General features: G+C 62.1%; 21 protein-coding genes. 11 read left to right on the forward strand and 10 right to left on the reverse strand.

Going from position 1 to position 24933, the window contains the following annotated elements:
• Positions 1 to 83 precede the first annotated feature (83 nt).
• The 4 genes from ACFQND_RS19380 to xseB form a co-directional block, all read right to left on the reverse strand.
• Entirely contained in the window at positions 84 to 1163 is a 1080-nt protein-coding gene (locus ACFQND_RS19380; RefSeq protein WP_371438022.1) for a TRAP transporter substrate-binding protein, read from the reverse strand.
• Positions 1164 to 1321: 158 nt separating this feature from the next.
• Positions 1322 to 3220, reverse strand: a complete 1899-nt coding sequence (gene dxs / locus ACFQND_RS19385) for a 1-deoxy-D-xylulose-5-phosphate synthase (RefSeq protein WP_371438023.1) — start codon at positions 3218 to 3220, stop codon at positions 1322 to 1324.
• A gap of 26 nt (positions 3221 to 3246) precedes the next feature.
• Positions 3247 to 4176 carry a polyprenyl synthetase family protein gene (locus ACFQND_RS19390; protein WP_371438024.1) on the reverse strand — a complete coding sequence of 310 codons (930 nt, stop codon included), beginning with the start codon at positions 4174 to 4176 and terminating at the stop codon, positions 3247 to 3249.
• Between the two features lie 42 nt (positions 4177 to 4218).
• A complete protein-coding gene (gene xseB / locus ACFQND_RS19395) occupies positions 4219 to 4473 on the reverse strand; it encodes an exodeoxyribonuclease VII small subunit (RefSeq protein ID WP_371438025.1) in 255 nt (84 codons plus the stop codon).
• Between the two features lie 200 nt (positions 4474 to 4673).
• On the opposite strand from xseB, the gene ACFQND_RS19400 reads away from it, so the two are divergent.
• From ACFQND_RS19400 to ACFQND_RS19410, 3 genes are all read left to right on the forward strand, one after another.
• Positions 4674 to 5792, forward strand: a complete 1119-nt coding sequence (locus tag ACFQND_RS19400) for an aromatic ring-hydroxylating oxygenase subunit alpha (RefSeq protein ID WP_371438026.1) — start codon at positions 4674 to 4676, stop codon at positions 5790 to 5792.
• A gap of 94 nt (positions 5793 to 5886) precedes the next feature.
• The gene (locus ACFQND_RS19405) at positions 5887 to 6789 is read left to right on the forward strand and encodes a DMT family transporter (protein ID WP_371438027.1); all 903 of its coding nucleotides are present in this window, start codon (positions 5887 to 5889) and stop codon (positions 6787 to 6789) included.
• Positions 6790 to 6823: 34 nt separating this feature from the next.
• Positions 6824 to 7723, forward strand: a complete 900-nt coding sequence (locus ACFQND_RS19410; protein ID WP_371438028.1) for a sulfurtransferase — start codon at positions 6824 to 6826, stop codon at positions 7721 to 7723.
• On the opposite strand, the gene ACFQND_RS19415 is transcribed toward ACFQND_RS19410, so the two are convergent.
• From ACFQND_RS19415 to ACFQND_RS19430, 4 genes are all read right to left on the reverse strand, one after another.
• On the reverse strand, positions 7724 to 7993 hold the full coding sequence (locus tag ACFQND_RS19415) for a hypothetical protein (RefSeq protein ID WP_371438029.1): 270 nt from the start codon (positions 7991 to 7993) through the stop codon (positions 7724 to 7726).
• Between the two features lie 182 nt (positions 7994 to 8175).
• Positions 8176 to 9426: an FAD-dependent oxidoreductase gene (locus ACFQND_RS19420; RefSeq protein ID WP_371438030.1), complete on the reverse strand. Its 1251-nt coding sequence runs from the start codon at positions 9424 to 9426 to the stop codon at positions 8176 to 8178.
• Positions 9427 to 9791: 365 nt separating this feature from the next.
• Positions 9792 to 10574, reverse strand: a complete 783-nt coding sequence (locus ACFQND_RS19425; protein ID WP_371438031.1) for a ZIP family metal transporter — start codon at positions 10572 to 10574, stop codon at positions 9792 to 9794.
• Positions 10575 to 10793: 219 nt separating this feature from the next.
• Complete coding sequence (locus ACFQND_RS19430; protein ID WP_371438032.1) at positions 10794 to 11705, reverse strand: dienelactone hydrolase family protein; 912 nt, start codon at positions 11703 to 11705, stop codon at positions 10794 to 10796.
• Between the two features lie 94 nt (positions 11706 to 11799).
• On the opposite strand from ACFQND_RS19430, the gene ACFQND_RS19435 reads away from it, so the two are divergent.
• The 4 genes from ACFQND_RS19435 to ACFQND_RS19450 all read left to right on the forward strand — a co-directional run bounded on the left by ACFQND_RS19435 (position 11800) and on the right by ACFQND_RS19450 (position 17434).
• A complete protein-coding gene (locus ACFQND_RS19435) occupies positions 11800 to 11952 on the forward strand; it encodes a hypothetical protein (protein WP_377414383.1) in 153 nt (50 codons plus the stop codon).
• Positions 11953 to 12016: 64 nt separating this feature from the next.
• A complete protein-coding gene (locus ACFQND_RS19440; RefSeq protein WP_371438033.1) occupies positions 12017 to 12334 on the forward strand; it encodes an I78 family peptidase inhibitor in 318 nt (105 codons plus the stop codon).
• 115 nt (positions 12335 to 12449) lie between these two features.
• Complete coding sequence (locus ACFQND_RS19445) at positions 12450 to 13763, forward strand: chloride channel protein (protein ID WP_371438034.1); 1314 nt, start codon at positions 12450 to 12452, stop codon at positions 13761 to 13763.
• Positions 13764 to 14110: 347 nt separating this feature from the next.
• Positions 14111 to 17434: an autotransporter outer membrane beta-barrel domain-containing protein gene (locus tag ACFQND_RS19450; protein WP_371438035.1), complete on the forward strand. Its 3324-nt coding sequence runs from the start codon at positions 14111 to 14113 to the stop codon at positions 17432 to 17434.
• A 187-nt stretch (positions 17435 to 17621) separates the two neighbouring features.
• Here ACFQND_RS19450 and ACFQND_RS19455 read toward each other — a convergent pair whose 3' ends face one another.
• Both ACFQND_RS19455 and polA read right to left on the reverse strand, forming a co-directional pair.
• Complete coding sequence (locus ACFQND_RS19455) at positions 17622 to 18533, reverse strand: bifunctional GNAT family N-acetyltransferase/nucleoside diphosphate kinase regulator (RefSeq protein WP_371438036.1); 912 nt, start codon at positions 18531 to 18533, stop codon at positions 17622 to 17624.
• Positions 18534 to 18835: 302 nt separating this feature from the next.
• Entirely contained in the window at positions 18836 to 21643 is a 2808-nt protein-coding gene (gene polA / locus ACFQND_RS19460) for a DNA polymerase I (RefSeq protein WP_371438037.1), read from the reverse strand.
• A gap of 87 nt (positions 21644 to 21730) precedes the next feature.
• Here polA and ACFQND_RS19465 point away from each other — a divergent pair, with 87 nt between their 5' ends.
• The 4 genes from ACFQND_RS19465 to ACFQND_RS19480 all read left to right on the forward strand — a co-directional run bounded on the left by ACFQND_RS19465 (position 21731) and on the right by ACFQND_RS19480 (position 24878).
• Positions 21731 to 22105, forward strand: a complete 375-nt coding sequence (locus tag ACFQND_RS19465) for a hypothetical protein (protein WP_371438038.1) — start codon at positions 21731 to 21733, stop codon at positions 22103 to 22105.
• Positions 22106 to 22162: 57 nt separating this feature from the next.
• Positions 22163 to 23119: a homoserine kinase gene (locus ACFQND_RS19470; RefSeq protein ID WP_371438039.1), complete on the forward strand. Its 957-nt coding sequence runs from the start codon at positions 22163 to 22165 to the stop codon at positions 23117 to 23119.
• A 193-nt stretch (positions 23120 to 23312) separates the two neighbouring features.
• Positions 23313 to 24104, forward strand: coding sequence for a BPSS1780 family membrane protein (locus ACFQND_RS19475; protein ID WP_371438040.1), 792 nt, complete (start codon positions 23313 to 23315; stop codon positions 24102 to 24104).
• Between the two features lie 42 nt (positions 24105 to 24146).
• A complete protein-coding gene (locus ACFQND_RS19480) occupies positions 24147 to 24878 on the forward strand; it encodes an iron dicitrate transport regulator FecR (RefSeq protein WP_371438041.1) in 732 nt (243 codons plus the stop codon).
• Positions 24879 to 24933: the final 55 nt, after the last annotated feature.

Below are 24933 nucleotides of genomic sequence, written 5' to 3' on the forward strand. Positions count from 1 at the left end.
GCCGAGTTGCTCATTTTGTCAGCTTTGAAAAAAGCTGACCCCGGTTTATACCCCTAGTCCGGACTGAAAAAAACGCTGCGCATTCACAATTTCTGGCCCTGCATGAAGCGGTCAAACGTTGCTTCGGCAAACCGGAACCACAGATTCTGTTCACCCCGAAACCTGGCGTAGTCGGCATAGACTTTTGCCCAGGCCGGGTTGCTGGCCGACAGTTCCGCATACAGCTGCATGGACTCCTTGAAAGCAGCACTCATCACATCGGCAGGAAAGGGCCGCAGCCTGGCACCCGCGCCCACCAGTTGCTTGAGCGCAGTCGGGTTCTTTGCATCGTATTTGGCCTGCATGTCCACATGCGCTGCAGAAGCAGCGGCTTCGACCAGGGCCTTGTACTCGGGCGTGAGCGCGTCGTAGGCTTTCTGGTTCACATACAGGTCCAGCTGCAGGCCGCCTTCCCACCAGCCCGGGTAGTAATAATTTGGCGCGACCTTGTTGAAGCCCAGCTTTTGGTCGTCGTAAGGGCCTATCCATTCGGCCGCGTCAATGCTGCCTTTTTCAAGCGCCTGGTAAATCTCCCCGCCGGGAAGATTTTGCGGTATGCCGCCCAGGCGCTCTATGACCTTTCCGGCAAAGCCACCGACACGGAGCTTCAAGCCCTTCATGTCCGCGAGCGACCTGATTTCCTTGCGGAACCAGCCCCCCATTTGCGCGCCTGTATTGCCGCAGGGAAAGCTGATCATGTTGTAGCGGGCATAAAACTCACGCATCAACCTGAGCCCATTGCCCTGGAAGGTCCACGCGCTCATCTGCCGGCTGTTCAGTCCGAACGGGATCGCCCCGCCTATGGCAAAGGTGTCGTCTTTCTCGAAAAAATAATAAGCAGCTGTGTGCGCTGCTTCAATGCTGCCCTGTTGCACACCATCGACCACGCTGAACGCCGGCATCAATTCACCCGCAGGATGCACGGACACGTCGAACTTGCCGCCCGAGATTGCCTTGATGTGCCTTGCAAAGGTTTCTGCAGCACCATAAATGGTATCCAGTGATTTGGGGAAACTCGACGCAAGGCGCCAGCGTACCGCTCCCTGCGCATGCACGGCAGGTGCCGCGCCTGCGGCCAGGACACCCGCGATGCCCGTGTGCTTGATAAGGGAGCGACGATCCAACAGCTTGACTCCGGGTTAGCACATGCAGGACACACCGGGCACCTGCACAGGCGGGACTGCATCACCTACCGGGATTGTAAAAATGGGAGGGTGTACCCACGCCGGGGTTTACCCTTGAAGACCTGACAGCAAGCTTTCAGGTCTTGTGCAGGCAGCCGCTACGCGACGGACTTGAGCGTTACTTTCGCAGGCCTGTCCAATGGCAGCAGTTCGCCAAAGCGTGCAATGATGGAGGCCTCGATGCCTGCCGCATCCAGGCCCTGCAAGGCCAGCAGTTTTGCTGGGTCTCCATGCTCGGTGAACTCATCCCTGAGGCCCAGGTGCAGCACCGGCCGGACCACCCCTGCGGCCTGCAATGCCTCGCTCACTGCACTGCCTGCGCCGCCCATGATGGCGCCTTCCTCCACAGTCACCAGCGCCTCATGTGTTGCAGCAACCTTGAGCAGCAACTCAGTATCCAGCGGCTTGGCCCAGCGCATGTTGAGCACCGTGCAGCCCAGCTTTTCGGCGGCCTGCAAGGCCGGGTACAGCAGCGTGCCAAACGCCAGGATGGCAATGCCGCTGCCTTCGCGGCGAAGCTCGCCCTTGCCAAAAGGCAGCGACTGCAGGCCCGCCTCGGGCTCGACGCCGGCACCCGCCCCGCGCGGATAACGCACGGCTACAGGATGGTTTTGCTCAAACGCCGATGTCAGCAGCTTGCGGCATTCGTCTTCGTCGGCCGGACAGGCGATGCTCATGTTGGGTATGCAACGCACAAACGGAATGTCGTAAGCCCCTGCGTGCGTGGCGCCATCGGCACCCACAAGCCCTGCACGGTCAAGCGCAAACACCACGGGCAGGTTTTGCAATGCGACGTCATGGATCAGCTGGTCATAACCGCGCTGCAGAAATGTGGAATAAATCGCCACCACGGGCTTGAGTCCTTCGCAGGCCATGCCCGCCGCAAAGGTCACGGCATGCTGCTCGGCAATGCCCACATCGTGATAGCGCTCGGGAAAACGCTTGTGGAACTCCACCATGCCGGAGCCTTCGCGCATGGCCGGGGTGATGCCGACCAGGCGTTTGTCCTGCTCGGCCATGTCGCACAGCCACTGGCCAAACACCTGGGTGAAGGTCTGTTTCGCCGGCACAGCGGATTTTTGCAGGCCCATGGCCGGGTCGAACTTGCCGGGGCCGTGGTAGGCAATCGGGTCGGCTTCGGCCAGCTTGTAGCCCTGGCCCTTTTTGGTCACCACGTGCAGGAACTGCGGGCCCTTGAGTTGCCTGATGTTCTCAAGCGTGGGGATCAGGGACTCCAGGTCATGGCCGTCGATCGGGCCTATGTAGTTGAAGCCAAAATTCTCAAACAGCGTGGCGGGCACCACCATGCCCTTGGCATGCGCCTCCAGGCGCTTGGCCAGCTCAAGCAGCGGCGGTGCAACGCTCAAAACATGTTTGCCCACATTTTTGGCAGATGCATAAAAACGCCCGCTCATGAGCTGGGCCAGGTAGCGGTTCAACGCGCCCACCGGCGGGCTGATGCTCATGTCGTTGTCATTAAGCACCACCAGCAGCTTGCAGTCGTCATGCACACCTGCGTTGTTCAGCGCCTCAAACGCCATGCCCGCGCTCATGGCACCGTCCCCAATAATGGCGACGGCATGACGGTCCTCGCCCTTTTGGCGGGCGGCCAGCGCCATGCCCAATGCGGCGGAAATGGATGTCGACGAATGCGCGGTGCCGAAGGTGTCGTATTCGCTTTCTTCCCTGCGCGGGAAACCCGACAGGCCGCCCAACTGGCGCAGGCTGCCCATGCGGTCGCGCCGGCCGGTGAGGATTTTGTGCGGATAGGTCTGGTGGCCCACGTCCCAGACCAGCCGGTCTTCGGGCGTGTTGAAGACATAGTGCAGGGCCACCGTCAACTCCACCGTGCCGAGGTTGGAGCTCAGGTGCCCGCCGGTCTTTGAAACCGTGTCGAGCAGGTAGGCACGAAGCTCGTCTGCCAGCAACTTCAACTGGGCACGGGGCAACCTGCGCAGGTCTGCGGGGCTGTTGATGGATGCGAGTAATGAGGTCATCGTGGTGTTTTTGTTTTGGGCGACGGCTAGTGCTGGCGGTTGACGAGCATGTCGGCAAGCGCGCGCAACGCAGAGGTGTTGTGAAGCCCGTCTGCTTCAAGCCTGTCAAGACTGGCCAGGGCGCGCGCCAGCAGTTCCTGCGCATAAGCCTTTGAGGCATCCAGCCCCATCAGAGAGACAAAGGTGGGCTTGTCCTGCGCGGCGTCCTTGCCGGCCGTTTTGCCCAGTGTGGCGGAGTCCGCAGTAACGTCCAGGATGTCGTCCACCACCTGGAATGCCAGGCCAATCGCAGAGCCGTAGTCACGCAATGCATGCTGCACCGGCAGGGATGGCGCGCCGCAACTGGCGCCCATCATCACGCTGGCCTGCAGCAAGGCACCGGTCTTGAGGCGGTGCATTTCGTGCAATTGCTCTGAGGTTAAAGGCATGCCCACGCTGGCCAGGTCTATCGCCTGCCCGCCGGCCATGCCCTGGAAACCTGCCGCCTGCGCCAGCATGCGGCACAGGCGCGCCTGCGTGGCAGCATCGACCGTTTCGTCATCGGGCGTCAGGAATTCAAACGCCAGGGCCTGCAGCGCATCGCCGGCCAGCAGCGCCTGTGCCTCGCCAAACTTGACATGTACCGTGGGCTTGCCGCGGCGCAGCACATCGTTGTCCATGCACGGCATGTCATCATGGACCAGCGAATAGGCGTGTATCAGTTCGACCGCGCAGGCCGAGCGCAATGCGGCATGCGGGTTGCCGTTGACGGCTTCGCAGGCGGCCAATACCAGCAGGGGACGCAGGCGCTTGCCGCCGTCGAGCACGGCATAACGCATGGCGTCGCCCAAACCGGCTGGCGCGGGCGCATCGTTGGGGCAGGCCACCCAGCGGGACAGGGCCTGCTCGATGCGCGCAAGCTGTTGCGCGCTCCAGTCGGCGAGCGTGAACAAGGTCAGTTTTTCGGGGGCGTTCAATGCGGGTCTCTAGGTCTCTTGATAAATCCGGGCCGGGGCGTCTCAGGCCCAGGGCTTGAGTTCAGTGCCTTCCAGCACCTTGATCTGGTTTTCCACGGCTTCCAGCCTGCCCTTGCAGAATGCCAGCAACTGGGCCCCGCGCTGGTAACCAGTGAGCAACTGGTCCAGCGGCAGCTGGCCTGACTCCAGGCTTGAAACCAGTCCCTCCAGTTCCTGCAGCGCAGCCTCATAGGTTGCGGGCAGTGCAGGAGCCGGCGGAGCGGACGATGAAGCAGCGGAAGCAGGAGATTTAGCCATGGTATTTGAGTTAAGGGCTGATTTTAGGCGTTGGCAGGCCGGCTTCAGGCATCCGGGCGACGGCACCCCTGAACGGGGGGTCATTATCAGGTGGCCGGGGCCTTCTGCCCGGTCTTGTCCCCTATTCGCCCCCTCACAGGTAGAATTGAGAATTGTTCTCGATGGACGGTGTAACAACCGCAGCACTTCCGTAAAAATGCATGTCTGATTTAAGCCTTCGCCTGCTGCAAGCCACCAGCCAGCTCCCGATTTCCAGCTATTTTGACGCGGGCCTGTACCAGCGAGAGCAGCAAAAGCTGTTTGCGCGCGGGCCGCGCTACATGGGCCATGAGCTGGCTGTACCCCATTTGGGCGATTTTTATGCCCTGCCGCATGAAGGCGAGGGCCGCGCGCTGGTCAGGAACAGCTCGGGGATTGAACTGATCTCCAACGTTTGCCGGCACCGCCAGTCCACCATGCTGCAGGGCCGCGGCAATACCGGCAGCAACATCGTCTGCCCCCTGCACCGCTGGACCTACAACACCTCGGGCGAGCTGATAGGCGCGCCGCACTTTGAAGTCGACCCCTGCCTGAACCTGAACCGCTACAAGACGCGGACCTGGAACGGCCTGGTGTTTGAAGACAATGGCCGCGACATCGCCGCCGACATGGCGCCGCTGGGCCACATGCCCGATCTCGACTTTTCCGGCTACCAGCTCGACAAGGTGCACCTGCACGAGTGCAACTACAACTGGAAAACCTTTATCGAGGTCTACCTGGAGGATTACCACGTCGGTCCCTTCCACCCCGGCCTGGGTGGTTTTGTGACCACGCATGACCTGCAGTGGGAGCTCTCGCCGCACTACTCGGTGCAAACCGTGGGCGTGTCCGACAAGCTCGGCAAACCCGGTACCGACACTTACAAAAAATGGCACGACGTGGTGCTGCAATACCGCAAGGGCGTGCCGCCCAAGTACGGCGCCATCTGGCTCACCTACTACCCGCACGTGATGATCGAGTGGTATCCGCATGTGCTGGTGGTCAGCACGCTGCACCCGCAGGGACCGGACAAGACCCTCAACGTGGTGGAGTTTTTCTACCCGGAAGAAATCTGCGCCTTCGAGCGCGAATTCATTGAGGCCCAGCAGGCGGCCTATATGGAAACCTGCGTCGAAGACGACGAACTGGCCCTGCGCATGGACGCCGGCCGCAAGGCACTGATGCTGCGCGGCGACAACGAGTTCGGCCCTTACCAAAGCCCCATGGAAGACGGCATGCAGCACTTTCATGAGTGGTACCGCCGCGAAATGGGCGCCAGCAAAACCACGCAGATGATTTGACGGCATGCCATCCGCTATGCATTTGATAGCTGGTTGCGCGCTCCCTGCCTTGGCCACAGGCACTTTTAATCCATAAAAGAAGCAAAAACACCGCATGCAAGCACTCTGGATGATTCTGTCATCGCTGTCTTTTGCCAGCATGGGGGTTTGCATCAAATTCGCCTCCAGCCACTTCAACGGCGCAGAAATCCTGTTTTATCGCGGCGTGCTGGGCATTTTTTTCATGGCCATTTATGCCCGCGTGGTCGGCACGCCGCTGCGCACCGCCTACCCCGCCATGCATGCCTGGCGAAGCGTGGTCGGCGTGGTGTCCATGGCCGCCTGGTTTTATGCCATCTCGAATCTGCCGCTGGCCACGGCCATGACGCTCAACTACATGAGCAGCATCTGGATTGCGGCCTTCCTGGTCGGCGGCGCGCTGATGCTTGGAAAATCCGGCCCCAAGGGGCCCAGACAGGGACCACTGGTTCTGGCCATCCTGACCAGCTTTGCGGGTGTTGTGCTGCTGCTGCGGCCCGCCGTGGCGCAGAACCAGTCGTTTGCCGCCCTGATAGGCCTGCTCTCCGGCTTTGGCGCTGCATTTGCCTACATGCAGGTCATGGCCATGGCCCGCCTGGGCGAACCTGAAGCGCGCACCGTTTTTTATTTTGCTGTCGGCACCACCGTGGCGGGCGGGTTGGGCATGCTGCTGGTAGGGGCTTCAAGCTGGGACTGGCAGCATGCACTGTGGCTGCTCCCCATAGGCCTGCTGGCTTCGTTGGGCCAATTGACGCTGACCAGAGCCTATTCCAGCGCTGCGCACCACGGCGGCACGCTGATGATTGCCAACCTTCAATACTCAGGGGTTGTGTTTGCCGCCCTGTACGGTGTCATTCTGTTTGGGGACAATATTCCCCTGTCGGGCTGGGCAGGCATGATACTGATCATGTGCAGCGCCATTGCGGCCACCGTGCTGCGCTCACGCGCTGCGCCAAACGCCCCCGCAGAAGAACACTAACAGTCCACGCCAATCCCGGTCATAGGAGCACAAGATGAACTACACCACGTTGATTTCCGTCGAGCAATTGCAGGCGCTGATCGCCAGCAGCAAACCCCTGCGCATCTTTGACTGCACGTTTGACCTGATGCAGCCCGGCGCTGGCGAAAAACAGTACCTGGAGTCGCACATCCCCGGCGCAACCTACGCCAACCTGGACACCGCCCTGAGCGCCAAACACGGCGTGCCCGGCGCGCATGGTGTGGTGACCGCCGGCGGCGCGGACCAGCCGGCGTCAGGCGGTCGCCATCCCCTGCCCAACCGCGAAAAATTTGCCACATGGCTGTCCAGCGTCGGTTTTGCAAACAACATGCAGGCCGTGGTCTACGACCGCAACGGCGCCAACTACTGCGGCCGCCTGTGGTGGATGCTCAAGTGGGCCGGTCATGACAATGTGGCTGTGCTCGACGGCGGGCTGCAGGCATGGGTTGCCGCAGGCGCCGCAGTCAACAGCGGTGAAGAACCGGCGCATTTCCAGTCGAACTTCGAACTGGCCCCCGAAAAAGTCCGGCTGGTCGCCACAAAAACCGTGGAAGACAACCTGGGACGGCCGGTGCAGACCCTGATTGATGCGCGGGGCGCACCACGTTTCAGGGGCGAGGTCGAGCCCATGGACCCGGTGGCCGGCCACATTCCAGGCGCGCTGAACCGCCCGTTCAACCAGAACCTTGGGGCGGACGGCAAGTTCAAGCCTGCAGCGCAACTCAAGGCCGAGTTTGAAGCCTTGCTGGGCGGACGCGACCCCGCTACGGTGGTGCACCACTGCGGCAGCGGCGTCAGCGCCGTGCCCAACATCATCGCCATGGAGATTGCAGGCCTGGGAACTGCAGGCCTGTACGCCGGCAGCTGGAGCGACTGGTGCAGTGACCCCAGCCGGCCGGTGGCACAAGGCTGATCAGTTAGTCGAAGCGCTGGCCGGTGCCGTGGGCGGCGGCATGGCCGATCCCGAGCCCATGTTGCCGGAATTCATGGCGTTGCCGCTGTCAGGCGTGGTACCCGTCGCAGGACCAGGACTTGGCGCGTCTGCCGGCGTGCTGCTTACAGGTGCAGGGGTCATGGGTGCGGTAGTGGCGTCATCGACTTTTTTACCGCATGCACCCAAAGCCAGCAAGACGCTCAGTGCAACAACAGCCGTGGCTGCTGGTTTGAGTTTTGATACGTTCATGCCAGTTTCCTTTTACAAATTCAAGGACAAATCAAAGCGGCTGAATGCCAGCCAGATTTCAATCTAACCCGGGCCGGCACTTCCCCGGTGAGACATGGGCGCACGCGCCTGTAAGGATTTTTCGCCTGTCCTGAACCCTCAGCCGCCTTGCAGGCGACCGCGCTTCACGAGCGCCTGCAGACTCATGATGCCTTTTTTGCTACAGGCAAGCGAACATGTTCCGGCCTCACCCCGACACCCACGGCATAAGCCGGCAAGGCCTGCAGCCATGAGCTGCGGCCCAACAGCTTCAGTGGCCACGGCACAACCATGGGCGTGTTCACATCGCGGGCAGCCAGCACCGGGCCTAGCAAACGGTTTTGCACGGCCACCTGCACCGCCTGTATCACGCGGGCCGGAAAAAGCCTGCGCTTTTCCACCCGTGCCAGCAAAGGCGTCAAGGCAGCCGCATCAAGCTGCGTATCTGCCAGCGCTGCTGCCAGGATATTCGCAGCCGCCACCGCATCCTGGATCGCCAGGTTGATGCCGACACCGCCCACCGGCGACATGGCATGCGCCGCATCGCCTATGCACAACAGGCCGGGCCTGTACCAGCGCTCCAGCCGGTCCACCGTCACGCTAAGCAGCTTGATGTCGTCCCAGCTGGCCAGCGCGTCCATGCGGTTCGCCAGAAGCGGCGCCGCTTTCACGAGTTCCGCCCTGAAAGCCTCCAGGCCGCGCGCGCGTACCGCATCGATGCCGCCCTTCGGAATCACGTAAGCGCACTGCCAGTAAGTCCGGCGGTCAATCATGACAAGAAAAGCACCGGGGCTGATGCGCCCGCCCGTGATGGACGGATCACCCGGCATTTTGGGAAGCCGCATCCAGAGCACATCGATGGGCGCGCCCAGATCGCGCACCACCAGGCCCGCCGCGCCACGCACCGCCGAATGCCGGCCGTCCGCGCCTATGACCAGGTCCGCCGTAACCTGCAGCGGGCCGTCCGGAGTCAGCACCTGCACGCCGTTCACAACATCGCCGTGTTGCAAGATGCCAGTCACTTCGGCGTTTTGCATCAGGTGAAAGCCCGGGAACAACTCTGCCTCGTCGCGCAGGAAATCAAGAAACTCCCACTGCGGCATCATCGCGATGAACCTGCAGCGGGTGTGCGCATGCTTGAAGTTGGCCAGCACCAGTTCGGTGTCCCCCACTATGGCGCGCAGTTCCCTGACCTCCTCGTGCGGCCGCGCCAGGAATTTTTCCAGCAGCCCCAACTCATGCATCACCTGCAAGGTCGAGGGATGCACTGTGTCGCCGCGGAAGTCACGCAGGAAGTCGGCGTGTTTTTCAAGCACCAGCACGTCCACCCCGGCACGCGCCAGCAGCAGGCCCAGCATCATGCCGGCAGGACCGCCGCCTGCGATGCAGCAACGTGTGCTCAAAACCTGGCTCATGCTTGTCTCCGGCAGTTCTGCCTGCTTGCGCAGAACGTTGTTGTAGAAATCGCCTGAAGGGCTACAAGCCCGAGTCTGCCAGATCGCTGCAAGGCCCACAGGCCTGCCCGTGCTGCCGCCGGTTAAAGCTCCCTGCAGTACACAGCATTCATGTCATGGGCATGGGAGTGGTCTGCACCTCGCCCGGCTCGGGCGGTGTGGGCAGGGGCGCTACAGGTTGCGGAGGTGGCACATTGGGATTTGTTGCCATGGCGGCTGCCTTTGGGTTTGGGGAAGATGGCCTGATCTTCCCGGCAAGTGCTCATGGTGTTTATAGGCCGCCAGGCATTGGCCTTGTAAGACCTTGCCCGGCTCGGCCACTCGACTCAATGCTGGTGCGCCAGCGTGCTGATCAGCGTCACCAGCCCTATGCCTATCGCCAGCCAGGCGACTTGTGCCGCCGTTTCGCGGGCGGACGCGCGCTTTTGCAGTTGTGGAATCAGGTCGGCCAGCGCCACGTAGATAAAACTGCTGGAGGCAATGATCAGGAAAAACGGCAGGTAAGCGAACAACTGGTCCACCAGCACATAACCGACGATGCCGCCCAGCGCGGTCACGGCGCCGGCCAGCGTCACCTTGACTAGGGCGGCGCGGCGGTTGTTGGAAGTCTGGCGCAACACTACCAGATCGCCCATGTGGTGCGGCACTTCATGCACCAGCACCGCCAGCGCGGCGACAACGCCCAGGCGCAGGTCGGCCATGAAGGCGGAGGCGATCAAAATACCGTCACCAAAGGCATGCACGCTGTCGCCGGCCAGCACGGCCCAGCCGCCGGATTTGGTGCCGTGGTCATGGCCGTGGTGCGCATGGCCATGGTCATGGCCGCTGTCATGGTGCTCATGCCCGTGGTGCCACAGCTCGGCCTTGTCCAGCAAAAAGAAAAACACCAGGCCGGCCAGCAAGGTGGCAAAAAGCGCCTGCGGCGTAGCCTGGCTTTCAAAGGCTTCGGGCAACAAGTGCATGAAAGCCGTTGCCAGCAAGGCACCGGCGGCCAGGCTGAGCATGTGCTGGGTGTAGCGGGCCAGCACACCGAAGCTCAGCACTGCCGCCAGCCACACGCTGCCGATGCCGGCAGCCAGGGTTCCCATCAAAATCGCTATCAAAGTCATAGCTTGTTGCGCTCATTCTTATTGGGCCAGAGCCCGAAAACACTGAAAAAATCCGCCAAACAGGCTCTTTTCGGGCCCCAGGCGGATGAAAAATCCCCTGACGGGCACGGATGCCGGATCAGGGGTTCTTTTCATCTTATCAAGCGTGTCAAGGGGGTAGCATGAAAAAAGCCGCCTCACGCTTTCGTGAGGCGGCCGGTGCATGAGCGAAAGTACGGTTCAGGAAACGCCGTGGGTCTTGAACCACTCCAGCGCGCGTTTATAGCCGTCTTCTGCGGCATCCTTGCGGTAGCTCGGGCGGTAGTCGGCATGGAAGGCGTGGGGGGCTTGCGGGTAGACCACAAACTCGGAAGCTTGCGCCGCCTTGTTGCCCTTGGCGCCGGCAGCGGCGAGTGCGTCCTTCATCTGATTGACGGTGGTCAGCGGGATGCCGCCGTCCTGCCCGCCGTACAGGCCCAGCACGGGGGCTTTCAGGTTGGCTGCCAGGTCCAGCGGATTGGTCGGGCTCAGGGCCGACGGTGTGCCTACCAGCCGGCCGTACCAGGCAACACCGGCCTTGACGTTTTTGCTCTGCTCGGCATACAGCCAGACGATGCGGCCACCCCAGCAAAAACCGGTGATGCCGACTTTTTTGGCGTTACCGCCGTTGGCGCCAGCCCACTTGACTGCGCCATCCAGGTCGGCCATGACCTGTGCATCCGGTACTTTCGAGACCACTTCGGCCATGAGTTTGGCCATCTCGTTGTATTTGCTGGCGTCACCCTGGCGGGCGTACAGGTCGGGCGCAATCGCCAGGTAGCCGGCCTTTGCGAAGCGGCGGGCGGTGTCGGCGATGTACTCATGCACACCAAAGATTTCCTGAATCACCAGGATCACGGGCAGGTTCTTTTTGCCTGCGGGGGCAGCGTAAAAAGCCGGCACCTTGAAGCCGTTGACTTCATACATCACTTCCCCGGTCTTCAGGCCTTCCGACGATGTCTTGATGGCGGTCTGCGCCATGATGGGCATGGCGGTGGCGGCATAACCCACACCCAGCGCCGCCTTGAGCGCGGTGCGGCGGCTGGCGCCGGCTTCGGTGGACTGGCCGGGCAGCAGCGCATCAAAATCGTTTTTCAAATTGTTGTTCAACATGGCGGTTCCTCAAAAAGGGATTGGATGGTTATAGCGGACTGTCGGAGTCTATGCGGCCACACAAGTTCTCGCCAGTACATGGAAACACTCACGGGTGTTTTCCCTTGGTAAGCCGGCCGGTCGCAGTGCATCCACACCCGACCGGGACGAAGCCTCACATGCGGCGCCCCTGTTTCCTGTTGTTTCGTTTGCAACCCTGCGCGCCGGCCTTGCAGGCCAGGCCTGGTTCGCTTTTGACGCACAATGAATGCGGCCGGTCCCGCACCCGCAAAGCGGGCGTCGGGATTTACAAACCAGACCAGAGAACCCGAATGAAACGTCAATACTTGCTGCCCACCCTCTCCGCTGCCCTGTTGTGCCTGCTGTCGGCCTGCGCACAGCAAACACCTGCCACACCTGCGGCCCCGCCAGCAAATTCGGCAACCGGCCAGTGCAACCCGTCCGGCGCCCAGTTTGCCGTGGGCCGTGCTGCAGAGGCAGCCCTTGTGGAGCAGGCTCGCCAGCGCTCAGGCGCGCAGATGGCCCGTGTCATCCGGCCCGGCCAGCCCGTGACCCTGGACTACAACCTGCAGCGACTCAACCTGGATATAGATGCCGGCAACCGGATAACGCGGGCGCACTGCGGCTGACGCCACCCGCGCAGGCCACTGGCGGTAACTGCCTGGCCAGGGCCCGCGTGGCGATGGATGCGCGCGGCTTGCAGCCTCGTTGACCCTCATCACCTCAAGGAGCAGGAGCCTGACCATGGCGCAAGCTGAACCATCGAAACAACCGATGCCCCCGGCCGCCGCCGCAAGCACACCCGTCCTGTGGTTTTTTGCGATCCTGGCCGGTGCGCTGGCCGCCGGCGCAGTGATCGGCTTTCGTGCGCTGATTTCCGGCATGGAATGGCTGACCACCGGCCATGCCGGCAGCCTGGTGGAGGCGGCCCGGTCCTTGCCCCCCTGGCACCGGGCGCTGGTCGGCTCCGCGGGCGGGCTGCTGGCCGGGCTGGTGCTGTACTGGGGCCAGCGCTGGGCCGGGCGCGGCCCGGACGGTGCGGTGAACCTTGACTACATAGAGGCCGCACGGACCGGCCGGGTCGACCTGAACAACCGGACCACGCTGGTGCGCAGCATCTCCTCCCTCTTGTCGGTAAGCACCGGTGCATCGATTGGCCGCGAAGGGCCGATGGTGCAATTGGGCGCCTGGCTGGCGGCCAGGCTGGCCCACGTCGCGCCGCTGTCGGCCGGGCAGCGCAGTGTGCTGCTGGTCTGCGGCATCGCTGCCGGCATCGGCTCGGCCTACCACGCACCCGTGGCGGGTGTGGTATTTGTGCTGGAACTCGCGCTGGGTTTTATGGCCGCGCAAACGGTGGCGCCGGTGCTGATTTCATCTGCCACTGCGGCGGTGCTGATGTACGGCCTGGTCGATCCGGCACCGCTGTACGTGATGCCCACCGTGAGCCTGGTGCCGACCAGCCTGGGCATGGCGCTGCTCGCCGGCCTGGTATGCGGCGGCACAGGCTGGGCCATGCTGGCCCTGGTGGAACGCGGCCGTACCGCTTTTGGCCACATCCATTCACTGCCGCTGCGGCTGGGCGCCGGCGGGGTGCTGGTGGGCCTGTTGTCGGCTTTCGTGCCGGAAGTCTGGGGCAATGGCTACAGCACCATCTCGCATTTGCTGCAGGGGCAGTCACCCTGGACCTGGGTGCTGCTGATCCTGCTCACCAAGTTCGTGGCCACGCTGCTCAGCACGGGCTCAGGAGCGGTGGGCGGCATGTTCACGCCCACGCTGTTTGTGGGCGCCACCAGCGGCTACCTGATCGCGCAGCTGATGTCCCTCTGGCTGCCCCTGGCCTTGGTCGGCGACCCGCGTACGCTGGCCGTGGTCGGTATGGCGGCGATGCTCACGGCCGTCACCCACGCCCCGCTGATGGCTATCGTGATGGTGCTGGAGATGACCAACCAGTTCCAGCTCACCGTGCCGGTGATGCTGGCCTGTGGCGTTGCCCACGCCGTGAGCACGCAATTCGGTGCAAAACCTATGTACGGCAACCCGATCGAGGCAAGGAACTGAGCACGGAGCAGCAGCGGGTCAGTGCGCCTTCAGTTCAGCCACCCCGGCCATCAGTCGCGGGATTTCAGTCCTGACCCCTTCGACTTCAGCCTCAGGCACCTCACACACCAGTTCATCGTGCACCGGCATGATCATTCCATCTTGTCGCCACCCCCTTGCCATCCCATAGCCATTTCTCCGTTACAGGCCACTGGAGCACTGCCTGCGGCTTCGCGCCTGGACACAAATGATTTGAAAACGGAACGACGTGTTCGGGCTCAGACGATATAGTGCTGGCCGGAATGCATCACGCGAACAATGCCAGGCGTGTCCGAAAATAAATCACCAAGCAGAGTCCGGAGTTTCGATTGAGTACGTTTAGCCTGTCCGCCGTAGCGCTTGCGCTGCTTTCACTCGCAAGCACATCCGCGGGTGCCGTAGAGACCTATGAGATCTACGATCCCAAAGGCGTACCGTTTATCCGGGCGCGCTTCTTTGGCGTGGGGGATGGCCCTTATACCGATAACAATGGCGTCCCGGTCGGCTCTACATGGAATTTGTCGCCCCTGCAAAAAGAGCAGACGCTGGCGGGATTGCGATATTGGGCGCAAATCATCAATGCCACACCGGGACAAGCGCCCGCCATCATCAATATCGGAACCGAATCCGTGGTCAACGCCCACGCCTACAGTCCGCTGGTCTACAACAGCCCGAACTCGCCGACACAGGTGCAAGCCGCGCTTCAGGATTTGCCACCGGGCGCCCTGACGTACGGCGCGCATGGCGAAATAGGTATCGGCTTGATCCCCTTCTCGAATACGCCCTATATTCCATCGCAGTTGCCGCTGACTTACAACGCTGACTTGACCACGGTCATCGTCCATGAGGTCGCTCATGCACTCGGCATCACAAGCACGGTGCGCGATTTCAGCACGACGCCAGGTGTCTATTCCCCATTTTTCGGCTCTCAGATCAGTGCGTGGGCGGCGCATCTGCGCGACGACAACGGCAAGGCAGCAGGGACTCAGCAGCTCATCTATTGCACTGGCTGCGAGAACCCGACCTTCGACAACAACATCTTTGACGTACGGCGCGACAAAGCCTACTTCGCCGGCGACCATGTCAGCCAGGTGCTTGCCGGTTCCATGCCCGGCGTTCCCGTGCGCATGCTCGACGATTTCGGGCGAGTGGATCCCAACTACATGTCGCACATCGAGCTCAAGAACAGCTTGATGAGCCACCAGACCTATCGGAACTACACCGGCTTCATGGAGGCAGAGCTGGCCATCCTGCAGGATCTCGGCTACCAGATCGACCGCCGCAATTTCTTCGGCTCATCCATCTACGGCAGCGGTTTGAGCGTCCTCAATGACAACCCTTATTTCGGGCGCAACGCCGACGGCACCGCCTATATCGCCAACACCTATAACACGGCCACGATGGGCCTGGGCCTGCACGTCTACGGCAGCTTCAACAGCGTCACGCAGCGGGCCGATCTCTTGTCCCTGGGAGCCGGCGGCGGCGGCATTCGGGTCGATGGCGAAGGCAACACTGTCACCATCCTGCCCGGCACGCGCGTTTACGCCGATGGTGACTATGCGCGCGGCGTGATGTTCGCCTATGGCAAGGATCACAATTTCGTGCAACGCGGCGATGTGCAGGCCCTGGGAAACTACGGCATTGCGGCGAGTTTCGACTTCGGCAGTAACTCGATGGGGAACGATTCGAACTACCGCGGCTCCTATATCCACTTCCACAATGGCACGCCCGCACGCATCCTCGACGAAATCAACGGGCCGCTGGTGGGCACGTTCGACCTGACCGGGCGGCTTGCCGGCAAGTACGCGTCAATCTATATGTCCGATAACGGCTACGTCAGCCAGATCAACGTGATGCGCGGCGCCTCGCTGTCCGGCAACATCCTTTCGGCGTACTCGCAGGTCGACCCCTTGGGCGCGCAGCGCCTCACCAAACTGACCTTCGGCTTGAGACCAGACGCCAACGGGCGCTCGACGAATCAGCCCGATTCGGGCTTCGCGCTCCGATATGACGGCAACATCGTCGGCATCAACAACCTGTCCCTGCAACTGCGGGGCGGCACCACGCAGATCAACGGCAGCCACGCCGTGTACGACGTGAACGTCGAAGCGGGCGCCACACTGAGCGGCAGCAGCCGCTACCAGCTCAATCCTGCCGGCCTTTTTACCAACAGCGGCACCCTGGCCTCACAGCCCTTGGGCGGCATAGCGGTGGATGGCAACTATGTACAGACGCCCACCGGCCGCCTGCAAGTCGCACTTAACAGCACGGGCGAAATCAGCCCCCTTGCCGTCACTGGCAACGCCACGCTCGCCGGCATGCTTTCGCTTGCCCCGCAGCGCGGCTGGTATGCCAACGGCTACAGCCTCACCTCAGACAAGTGGTTGAGCGCGGGCAGCATCACCGGCGCTTTCGCAGGGGTCTCGGCCGTGCTGGCATCGCCATCACTGAGCGCGACTGCCACTGCTCTGGGCGGCAGCACCTACCAGGTCACCGTCACCCGCGCCGCCAACGCGTATGCGCGCTATGGTGCCGACGGCAACGGCCAGCGTGTCGGCACGGCACTAGACCAGATCGCCAACGGTGCCAGCACCGGCCTGCAGCCGCTCATCGCCGCTCTCGACTTCTCGGCGGCAGACGGCAGCGCGGTGACCTCGGCCCTGAACCAGCTTTCGCCGTCAGCATATGGCGCCATGTTCACGGCAGGCCTGCTGCGCGAACGCCAGATCACCGATGCGGTGGCTGCGGCAATAGGTGGCACCGCGCCTGGCGGCGACGCGATGGCCTCGCGTAAGGACTGGCGCGCCTTCGCCATGCCGTTCGGCAGCGGCTATTGGCGCAACCGCAACGGCGATCAGGTCGGCTCCAGCGGCAACACCTATGGCCTGGTGTTCGGTGCAGAAAGAATCGCCAACGCCGAAAGCGCCTGGACGATTGGCGCCCACGGCGCGCTGAGCGGCCAATCCACGCACTTCGGGAGCCAGGCCTTCGGTTCGGGCAAGACCACTGCATTTGATGCCGGCGTGCATGCGCGTTACGTTCCTGATCGACATGCCGGCCCGCACGCGTTCGCGCTGGCCCGCGTCGGCCTGGAAGACGGCCGTGTCGACCGCACGATTGCCGTGAACGGCTATTCAGCCACGCCGCGCGGCGCCTGGACCGGCCTCTCTGCAGCGGCGTCGATAGGCGGCGGCTGGCGCTGGAAGCTCGCCAACGCGTCGAGCATTGGCCCCATCGCAGCCCTGGACTACACCGCGCTGCAACGCCCGGACTTGACCGAAACCGGCGCTGACGGCGCACGCCTGCAAGTCGATAGCAACAACTTCCAGTCGCTGCGCGCGCGCCTGGGCGGCGAAGTGCGCTTCGAACTACCGACGACGGACGGCAACACGCTGACGGCCCGTCTGCAATCCACCTGGAACCGAGAGCTAAAAAATGGTGCCATCACCCAAGCGGCATCATTTGCCGAGCATCCTTCAGCCAAATTCAGCACCCAGAGCGACATCGCGAGCCGCGACAGCCTTGGCCTGCAGGCCGGCCTGTCGTACCGCGTGGGGGCACGCATGTCCGTCGAGATCGCCATGTCGGGCAACCTCTACCGTGGCGGCGATTCCGACATCGCTGGCACCGTATCGGCCACGTGGCGCTTCTGACCGATTGCTGCTACTCCTTAAAAAAGCGAACACTGGTGAACCTCGCCTGACGGCCAGGAGGAGCCATTCATCTTTATTCATTCAATGACAGCTCTACGTTTGCGTCCGGAGAAGTCACCTTGACCGCCGAATCGCAGCCGACCCGAGCGCTCACGCGCGACCCGAGGCGGTGGCGCAGCGTGCAAACCTACAGGTGGAAATCGCCCGCCGCTTCCGGCTGATAAAGCACTTTCTCAATCCGGATATGGCAGGTTCGATTTGGAATCCGCCAGCTGAAGGCATCGCCTTCCCTGTAGCCCAGGATCGCGGTGCCGATGCCGGAGCTAACCGATAGTTTCCCGGCACTGTCGTCCGCATCCTCTGGGTAAACCAGCGCAACTTCCACCTTCTCGTCGTCCACCTGCAGCAAGGCCCTGGAGTTCATCGTCACGACATCCTCCGCCACCTTCAATGGATCAACGACGATAGCTCGCTCGATCTCATGCTCCAGCTCAAAAATATCCGAGCCTCGTGCAAGCTCGACCAGACTCCTGAGCCGGGCCTTGTCGATCTCGGTGATGAAGATGTCGGAGGTGTGAGCCGCAGGGCTTTCGCGCAAGAGTCGAAGATAGCGCTCCGAGTTCATGACAAGCGACTTCATCGCAGGCGTTTCGCTTTGCAGCACGAAGCCGCTGCGCAGGAAGGCCTTCAGCGATCGTGCGTTGTCCGGATGGATTTTGGCAATGAGTCTCTCGGCCCGCATGTCGAAGAAGGCGAGCTTCATGCCTTCGCTGATGGCGCTGGCTCCGAGCTTGCGGCCCCAGTTGTCGCGGTTGCCGATGACCAGGACCATTTCGCAGTCGGGGCCCACCTTGACGAGGCGCACAAAGCCGACCGGCACGTCATGCTCGTCGTAGGCCATGAAGAACCGGCCGCCCTGGTTGAACAGATGGGTCAGGATCGGCAACTGAACCCGACCGATGACCTGCTCGATGAACCGGGAGACATGGCGCGAATCGCTCAGGTAGCGGGTGACGCCCTCATCTTCCAACCAGTCCATCAGAGTCAGCGCGTTGGCCCGAGTGATCTCGGGACACAGAGAAATGAAAGGCTTGTTCATCTTCACCACCTTTGGTTTCAAGAATGAAAGCCCTTCATGGCCACGGCCATGACGGTTCTTTCGGCTAACCTCACATTTTACAGCGGTGCGCGAGCGCGGAAGTTCGATGCTTTGCAGAACCCGTGCGTTGCGTGCCGCGAAAAGGCCTGTTGCGCCAGGAACCGTTATTCGTGGTAGAGAGCGAATTCACCGCCAAGCGGTCGCTTGGGCCATTGGCACGTTTTACAAGGATTCCAGGCCAAAAGTGCTTGAAACGCCCGTTGATAGAGCGCAAGCCGCTCCCCTTTCAATAGCGTTTACTGTCAGTGCGCCTTTTCCCAGTTTTCGCCCACGCCGATCTCGGCCAGCAGGGGCACCTTCAGTTCAGCCACCCCGGCCATCAGTCGCGGGATTTCAGTCCTGACCCATTCGACTTCAGCCTCGGGCACCTCAAACACCAGTTCATCGTGCACCTGCATGATCATTTTGGTCGCGCGTTTTTCGGCATCCAGCACCTGCTGCACCTTGTTCATGCTGAGCTTGATCAGGTCGGCGGCCGTGCCCTGCATGGGCGCGTTGATGGCCTGGCGCTCGGCGGCTTTTTTGCGCGGCCCATTGCCACCGGCGATCTCGGGCAACTGCAGGCGACGGCCAAACACGGTCTCGACATAACGGTGCTGCTGGGCAAACAGCACGGTCTCCTCCATGTAAGTTTTCACGCCAGGATAACGCTGGAAATAGCGGTCTATGTAAGCAGCCGCGGCCTTGGTTTCAATCCCCAGATTCTTCGCCAGGCCAAAGCTGCTCATGCCGTAAATCAGGCCGAAGTTGATGACCTTGGCATAACGCCGCTGCTCGCTGCTGACTTGGGTCAGGTCCACGCCAAACACTTCAGCGGCGGTGGCGCGGTGCACGTCCAGGCCGTCGGTGAAAGCGCGCAGCAAGGCTTCGTCGCCACTGATGTGGGCCATGATGCGCAGCTCGATCTGCGAGTAGTCGGCGCTGGCGATCACGCTGCCGGCGGGCGCCACAAAGGCTTCGCGCACGCGCCTGCCCTCGGCGGTGCGCACCGGGATGTTTTGCAGATTCGGGTCGTTGCTGGAGAGACGGCCTGTCACGGCCACGGCCTGCGCGTAGTGGGTGTGGACCCGGCCGGTGCGCGGCAGCGCCAGTTGCGCCAGCTTGTCGGTGTAAGTGCTTTTGAGCTTGCTCAGCGAGCGGTGCTCCAGCAGCTTGGCTGGCAGCGGGTAATCTTCGGCGAGTTTTTCCAGCACTTCTTCGTCGGTGCTGCGCGCGCCACTGGGCGTTTTCTTGACCACCGGCATGCCCAGCTTGTCAAAGAAAATCTCACCCAATTGTTTGGGGCTGCCCAGGTTGAAAGGCTGGCCGGCAATCTCGTAGGCCTCGGCTTCGAGTTGCAAAATGCGGGTCCCCAGTTCGCCGCTTTGTTTGGCCAGCATGGGCGCGTCTATCAGCACGCCGTTGCGCTCTATGCGGTACAGCGTTTCGCTGCTCTGGATTTCCAGTTCGTAAATAAAACGCAGCTTGTCGTTGGCCTGCAGTTGCGGCCACAACACGCGGTGCACGTCCAGTGTTTGATCAGAGTCTTCACACGAATATTCGGCGGCCTTCGCAATATCGACCTGGTTGAACTTGATCTGGTGCACACCTTTGCCGCACAGGTCTTCGTAGTTGATGCCGCTGCGCCCCAGATGGCGGTCGGCCAGGCTGGCCAGACCGTGCGGTTTGTTCACCTCCAGTACATAACTTTGCAGCATGGTGTCGTGCGAGTAGCCCTGCACCTCGATGCCGTGGTTGGCAAACACATGGCGGTCGTATTTGATGTGCTGGCCGAGCTTGTGTTTGGCCGGGTTTTCCAGCCAGGGCCTGAGCTTCGCCAACACCTCGTCGCGCGGCAGTTGCGCCGGTGCGTCGGGGTAGTCGTGTGTCAGCGGGATGTAGGCTGCCTCGCCGGGCGTGACGCTGAAACTGATTCCCACAATCTCGGCCTGCATTTCATCGAGCGAGGTGGTTTCAGTGTCCAGCGCCACCAGGTCGGCGCCCTCCAGTCTGGCGAGCCAGCGTTCAAATACGTCCCACGTGAAAACCGTGTCGTAAACCACCGTGCTGGCCGGCCTGGCGGCCGGCGCGGTGCTGTCTTCAGGTTCGTCAAACAGGCCGGGTTCGGATTTTTTGGCCTCCCGTTCGGGTGCCGCAGCCACCTTGGCAGCCGCCCCCGCCCCCGCCCCCTCCAGCGACCGGACCAGCCCCTTGAAACCATATTTTTCATAAAAAGCGGCCAGGGCCTCCAGCTGCTGCTCACCCATAGCTATCGAATCCATAGCAGGCAAGCCATCAACGTAAGGCGCAAGGTCGCAGTCCTTTTTGATGGTCAGCAGTTCGCGGCCCCTGGGCAGCCAGTCCAGCGTGTTGCGCAGGTTCTCGCCGACCACGCCTTTGATCTCACCGGCATGGGCCACCAGCGCGTCCAGCGAGCCGTATTCAAGCAGCCACTTCACTGCGGTCTTGGGGCCCACCTTGGGCACGCCGGGCACGTTGTCCACCGCGTCGCCGACCAGGGCCTGGTAGTCCACCATCAGGCGCGGCGGCACGCCGAACTCGGCCTCCACCCCGGCCAGATCGCGGCGGCGATCGTTCATGGTATCGATGACGGTGATGTGCTCGTCCACCAGTTGGCTCAAGTCCTTGTCGCCGCTGGAAATAATGACTTCAATGCCCTGAGCGGAGCCCATGCAGGCCAGCGTGCCGATCACGTCATCGGCCTCCACGCCAGGCACGGCCAGCACTTTCCAGCCCAGCAGTTGCACCACCTCGTGAATCGGCTCGATCTGGCTGCGCAAATCGTCCGGCATGGGCGAGCGCTGGGCCTTGTATTCCGGGTAAAGCGCATCCCGAAAGGTCGGTCCCTTGGCATCAAACACACAGACCGCATAGTCGGCGCGCACGTCCTTGCGCAGCTTTTGCATCATGTTGACCATGCCGCGTATGGCGCCCGTGGCCGGGCTTGCCGGGTCGCCCGGATTGGCGCGCAGGTCGGGCATGGCGTGAAACGCCCGGTAAAGATAGCTGGAGCCATCAACCAGCAGAAGGGTTTTTTTATCAGTGCTCATGCTGCTGGATTGTCAGCGAAATCCGCCAGCCCATGGACAGGGCTTGCAAACCCTTGCAACAGGGGGTGCGAAGCCTACAATAGAGCCATGAAAACCGTTTTGCCACCCTCCCCCCGCGCTACGCTCATGGCTGCCCTGCTGGCCCTCCCGCTGGCAACGGTATGTGTTGCACAGACGGTGCCGTCCGCGCCGGCGGTAACACCGGAAGCGGCGGCTGCGCCCGTGGTACGCCCGGCACGCCCGGACCAGACCATAGAGCGCATCCGCACGGAAGACGCCGGCACACGCATTGACGAAGTGCGCGTGGGCGGTGAAACCCAGAGCATCACGGTGCAGCCCAAAACGGGCAACAACCTGCCGGCTTACGAGGTCAAACCCTCGGACTCCACAAGGGGAAGCGCCCCGTCCTCATCCAGCAATGACACCAACGGCGCGCGCGTCTGGAATGTGCTGAAGTTTTAACTTCGCCCGTCTCCTTTCATCCGTCTATTTTTCGAGCGAAAAGGTTTAGTTTCAGGCATGGCCGTTTTTACCGAAGTCTCGTTTGACGAGGCTGCAGCGTTCCTGAGCGCCCTGGATCTGGGGCAGCTTCAGAACATCAAGGGTGCCGCTGGCGGCATCGAGAACACCAACTATTTTGTGGACACCGACCAGGGCCAGTATGTGCTGACCCTGTTTGAGCGCCTGACCTTCGAGCAATTGCCGTTTTACCTGCATTTGATGAAGCACCTGGCGGGGTGCGGCATTCCCGTGCCCAATCCGGCGGCCGGGAAAAACGGCGACATCCTGCACAAACTCAAAGACAAGCCGGCCGCGGTCGTCAACAAGCTGCGCGGCCACAGCGAACTGGCGCCCACCGCCGACCATTGCGCGGGCGTGGGTGAAATGCTGGCACGCATGCACCTGGCCGGGCTGGATTACCCGCACCACCAGCCCAACCTGCGCGGCCTGCCGTGGTGGAACAGCACCGCGCCGGTGGTTCTGCAGCACACCACAGCGGAGCAGGGCAAGCTGCTGCTGGGCGAGCTGGCCTACCAGAACCACATTGCCGAATCCTCTGCCTACAAGACCCTGCCACGCGGCCCCATACACGCCGACCTGTTTCGAGACAATGTGATGTTCGAGGACGGCCGGCTCACCGGTTTTTTCGACTTTTACTTTGCAGGCTACGACACCTTTTTGTTCGACATAGGCGTGTGCCTGAACGACTGGTGCGTGGACCTGCCCACCGGCCGCCACGATGCCGGGCGCGCCGATGCGTTTCTGGCTGCCTACCAGAGCGTGCGCAAGCTGACGGCAGCAGAGCGCACCCTGCTGCCCGCGGCGCTGCGTGCCGGTGCGTTGCGCTTCTGGATTTCACGGCTGTGGGATTTCCATTTGCCGCGCGAGGCCACCGTGCTGCAGGCCCATGATCCTGGCCATTTCGAGCGTGTGTTGCGCGAGCGCCTGGCGCACCCCGTGCGCATGACGGCCTGATCCGAAAACAAGAGAGCCGCCTTTTTTGCGGGTGAATTGCGGCATTTGCCGGACCGCGCCGGCTAGGCAGGTTACGCTTGCCACCTGAGCCCGACAAGCGTCACGGCGCGTGTATATTGCGCCGGACATCCGGTTTTGCAGATATTCCTGAACTTGCAAGCCTTCCGCCTGCCCTTACCGCGACCCTTTCACCATGAAACTCAACATCGTTCCCGCACGTACCGGCATCACCTGGGTCAAGCTAGGCTGCAAGACTTTCTTTCAGCAACCGCTGGCCATGTCCGGCCTGTTCTTCATGTTCATGGCCCTGCTGTCGATCGCCACGCTGGTGCCCTTCATAGGCGCGGCACTCGCGCTGGCGCTGCTGCCCGCTGCCACATTGGGCCTGATGGCCGCAACGCAGGAAGCCACCAAGGGCAAATTCCCCATGCCCTCTATCCTGATCAGCGCCTTTCGCGCCGGCAAGCAGCGGGTGCGCGCCATGATGGTGCTGGGCGCGCTGTATGCGGCGGGCTTTCTCGCGCTGATGGCGGTGTCCACGCTGGTGGACGGCGGACAATTTGCCAGGCTTTACCTGGTAGGCGGCAAGATCACCGAAGACATGGTGCTGCAGGGAAATTTCCAGGGCGCCATGTGGGTCACGATGGCCTTGTACCTGCCGCTGTCGCTGCTCTTCTGGCACGCCCCGGCGCTGGTGCACTGGCATGGGGTCACGCCGGTCAAGAGCCTGTTCTTCAGCTTCATGGCCTGCTACAAAAACTGGGCCGCCCTTGCCGTCTACGGCCTGGTGTGGGCGGGCGTCTTCGTGATGGCGATGGTGCTGGTCACGCTGGTTGCCGCGTTGCTGGGCAATCCCACATTTGCGGCGCTGGCCATCTTTCCCGTGGCCCTGCTGATGATGGCCATGTTTTTCACCTCGATTTACTTCACGTTTCGTGATAGCTTCACCGACACAGACGTGCCTGCAGACCAGCAAGCGGCCTGACTGCCAGCCCGGAAATTAGTCCAAAACACCAGGAGACACCACATGACCCAGCACTCGCTGCAAGGCCGCACCGAAAAGGAAATCCTGTGGTTTCAACGGCGTGACACGCTCAAGGCCGCAGCCGCCTGGGTGGCCATGGGCGGTTTTGGCGCTGCTGCGGCGCAGCAACGCAGCAACATCGTGCAGCTCACGGGAGACGCACTGCTCAACGGCCAGCGGCTTGATCCGCAGCAAACCATACTGACAGGCGACCAGATCCAGACCGGGCCCGGCGCCAGCCTGATATTTGTCATCGGCAACGCCTCGTTCCAGGTGCGCCAGAACTCCATGCTGACGGTGGAACGCGGCAGCTCGATCAATACCGTCAGCCTGTTGCGGCTGCTCACGGGCGCCGTGGCCAGCGTCTGGGGCAAGGGCAGCAACCGGACCATCGTCATGCCCACGCTGACGGCCGGCATACGCGGCACCGGGGTGTATTCAGAGGTTTTTGCCGACCAGGGCGGCCGGAACTATTTTTGCAACTGCTATGGCACGGTTGACATGAAATCGGGCGGCGATACGACCGTGTCGCAGGCCCAGTACCACCAGTCCTTCTGGGCCGACCCAAGTGCCGCCAGGGGCGCCCGCCTGAGCCCTGCCAACGCGATCAACCATACCGATGAAGAACTGGAATTCCTGGCTGGATTGATTGAGCAACGGACCGCCTGGCAGATCGCCGGCAAAAAAGGCATCAAGGATGGCCGGGGTTACATGGAAGCGCCGCCCGCCCAGTAGCGCCAGCCGGAAACACCGGCCCGCTAGTTATTGATGTTTCCCTATTTCGTGACAC

Origin of the sequence: Polaromonas aquatica (assembly GCF_042659145.1) — a bacterium.
Classification (GTDB): Bacteria; Pseudomonadota; Gammaproteobacteria; order Burkholderiales; family Burkholderiaceae_C; genus Polaromonas; species Polaromonas aquatica.

Excerpts from the sequence above, each read along its gene's own strand:
- dxs (WP_371438023.1), bottom strand. The coding sequence starts at position 3,220 with ATGACCTCATTACTCGCATCCATCAACAGCCCCGCAGACCTGCGCAGG.
- xseB (WP_371438025.1), bottom strand. The coding sequence starts at position 4,473 with ATGGCTAAATCTCCTGCTTCCGCTGCTTCATCGTCCGCTCCGCCGGCT.
- ACFQND_RS19400 (WP_371438026.1), top strand. The coding sequence starts at position 4,674 with ATGTCTGATTTAAGCCTTCGCCTGCTGCAAGCCACCAGCCAGCTCCCG.
- ACFQND_RS19405 (WP_371438027.1), top strand. The coding sequence starts at position 5,887 with ATGCAAGCACTCTGGATGATTCTGTCATCGCTGTCTTTTGCCAGCATG.
- ACFQND_RS19410 (WP_371438028.1), top strand. The coding sequence starts at position 6,824 with ATGAACTACACCACGTTGATTTCCGTCGAGCAATTGCAGGCGCTGATC.
- ACFQND_RS19415 (WP_371438029.1), bottom strand. The coding sequence starts at position 7,993 with ATGAACGTATCAAAACTCAAACCAGCAGCCACGGCTGTTGTTGCACTG.
- ACFQND_RS19420 (WP_371438030.1), bottom strand. The coding sequence starts at position 9,426 with ATGAGCCAGGTTTTGAGCACACGTTGCTGCATCGCAGGCGGCGGTCCT.
- ACFQND_RS19425 (WP_371438031.1), bottom strand. The coding sequence starts at position 10,574 with ATGACTTTGATAGCGATTTTGATGGGAACCCTGGCTGCCGGCATCGGC.
- ACFQND_RS19430 (WP_371438032.1), bottom strand. The coding sequence starts at position 11,705 with ATGTTGAACAACAATTTGAAAAACGATTTTGATGCGCTGCTGCCCGGC.
- ACFQND_RS19440 (WP_371438033.1), top strand. The coding sequence starts at position 12,017 with ATGAAACGTCAATACTTGCTGCCCACCCTCTCCGCTGCCCTGTTGTGC.
- ACFQND_RS19445 (WP_371438034.1), top strand. The coding sequence starts at position 12,450 with ATGGCGCAAGCTGAACCATCGAAACAACCGATGCCCCCGGCCGCCGCC.
- ACFQND_RS19455 (WP_371438036.1), bottom strand. The coding sequence starts at position 18,533 with ATGAACAAGCCTTTCATTTCTCTGTGTCCCGAGATCACTCGGGCCAAC.
- polA (WP_371438037.1), bottom strand. The coding sequence starts at position 21,643 with ATGAGCACTGATAAAAAAACCCTTCTGCTGGTTGATGGCTCCAGCTAT.
- ACFQND_RS19465 (WP_371438038.1), top strand. The coding sequence starts at position 21,731 with ATGAAAACCGTTTTGCCACCCTCCCCCCGCGCTACGCTCATGGCTGCC.
- ACFQND_RS19470 (WP_371438039.1), top strand. The coding sequence starts at position 22,163 with ATGGCCGTTTTTACCGAAGTCTCGTTTGACGAGGCTGCAGCGTTCCTG.
- ACFQND_RS19475 (WP_371438040.1), top strand. The coding sequence starts at position 23,313 with ATGAAACTCAACATCGTTCCCGCACGTACCGGCATCACCTGGGTCAAG.
- ACFQND_RS19480 (WP_371438041.1), top strand. The coding sequence starts at position 24,147 with ATGACCCAGCACTCGCTGCAAGGCCGCACCGAAAAGGAAATCCTGTGG.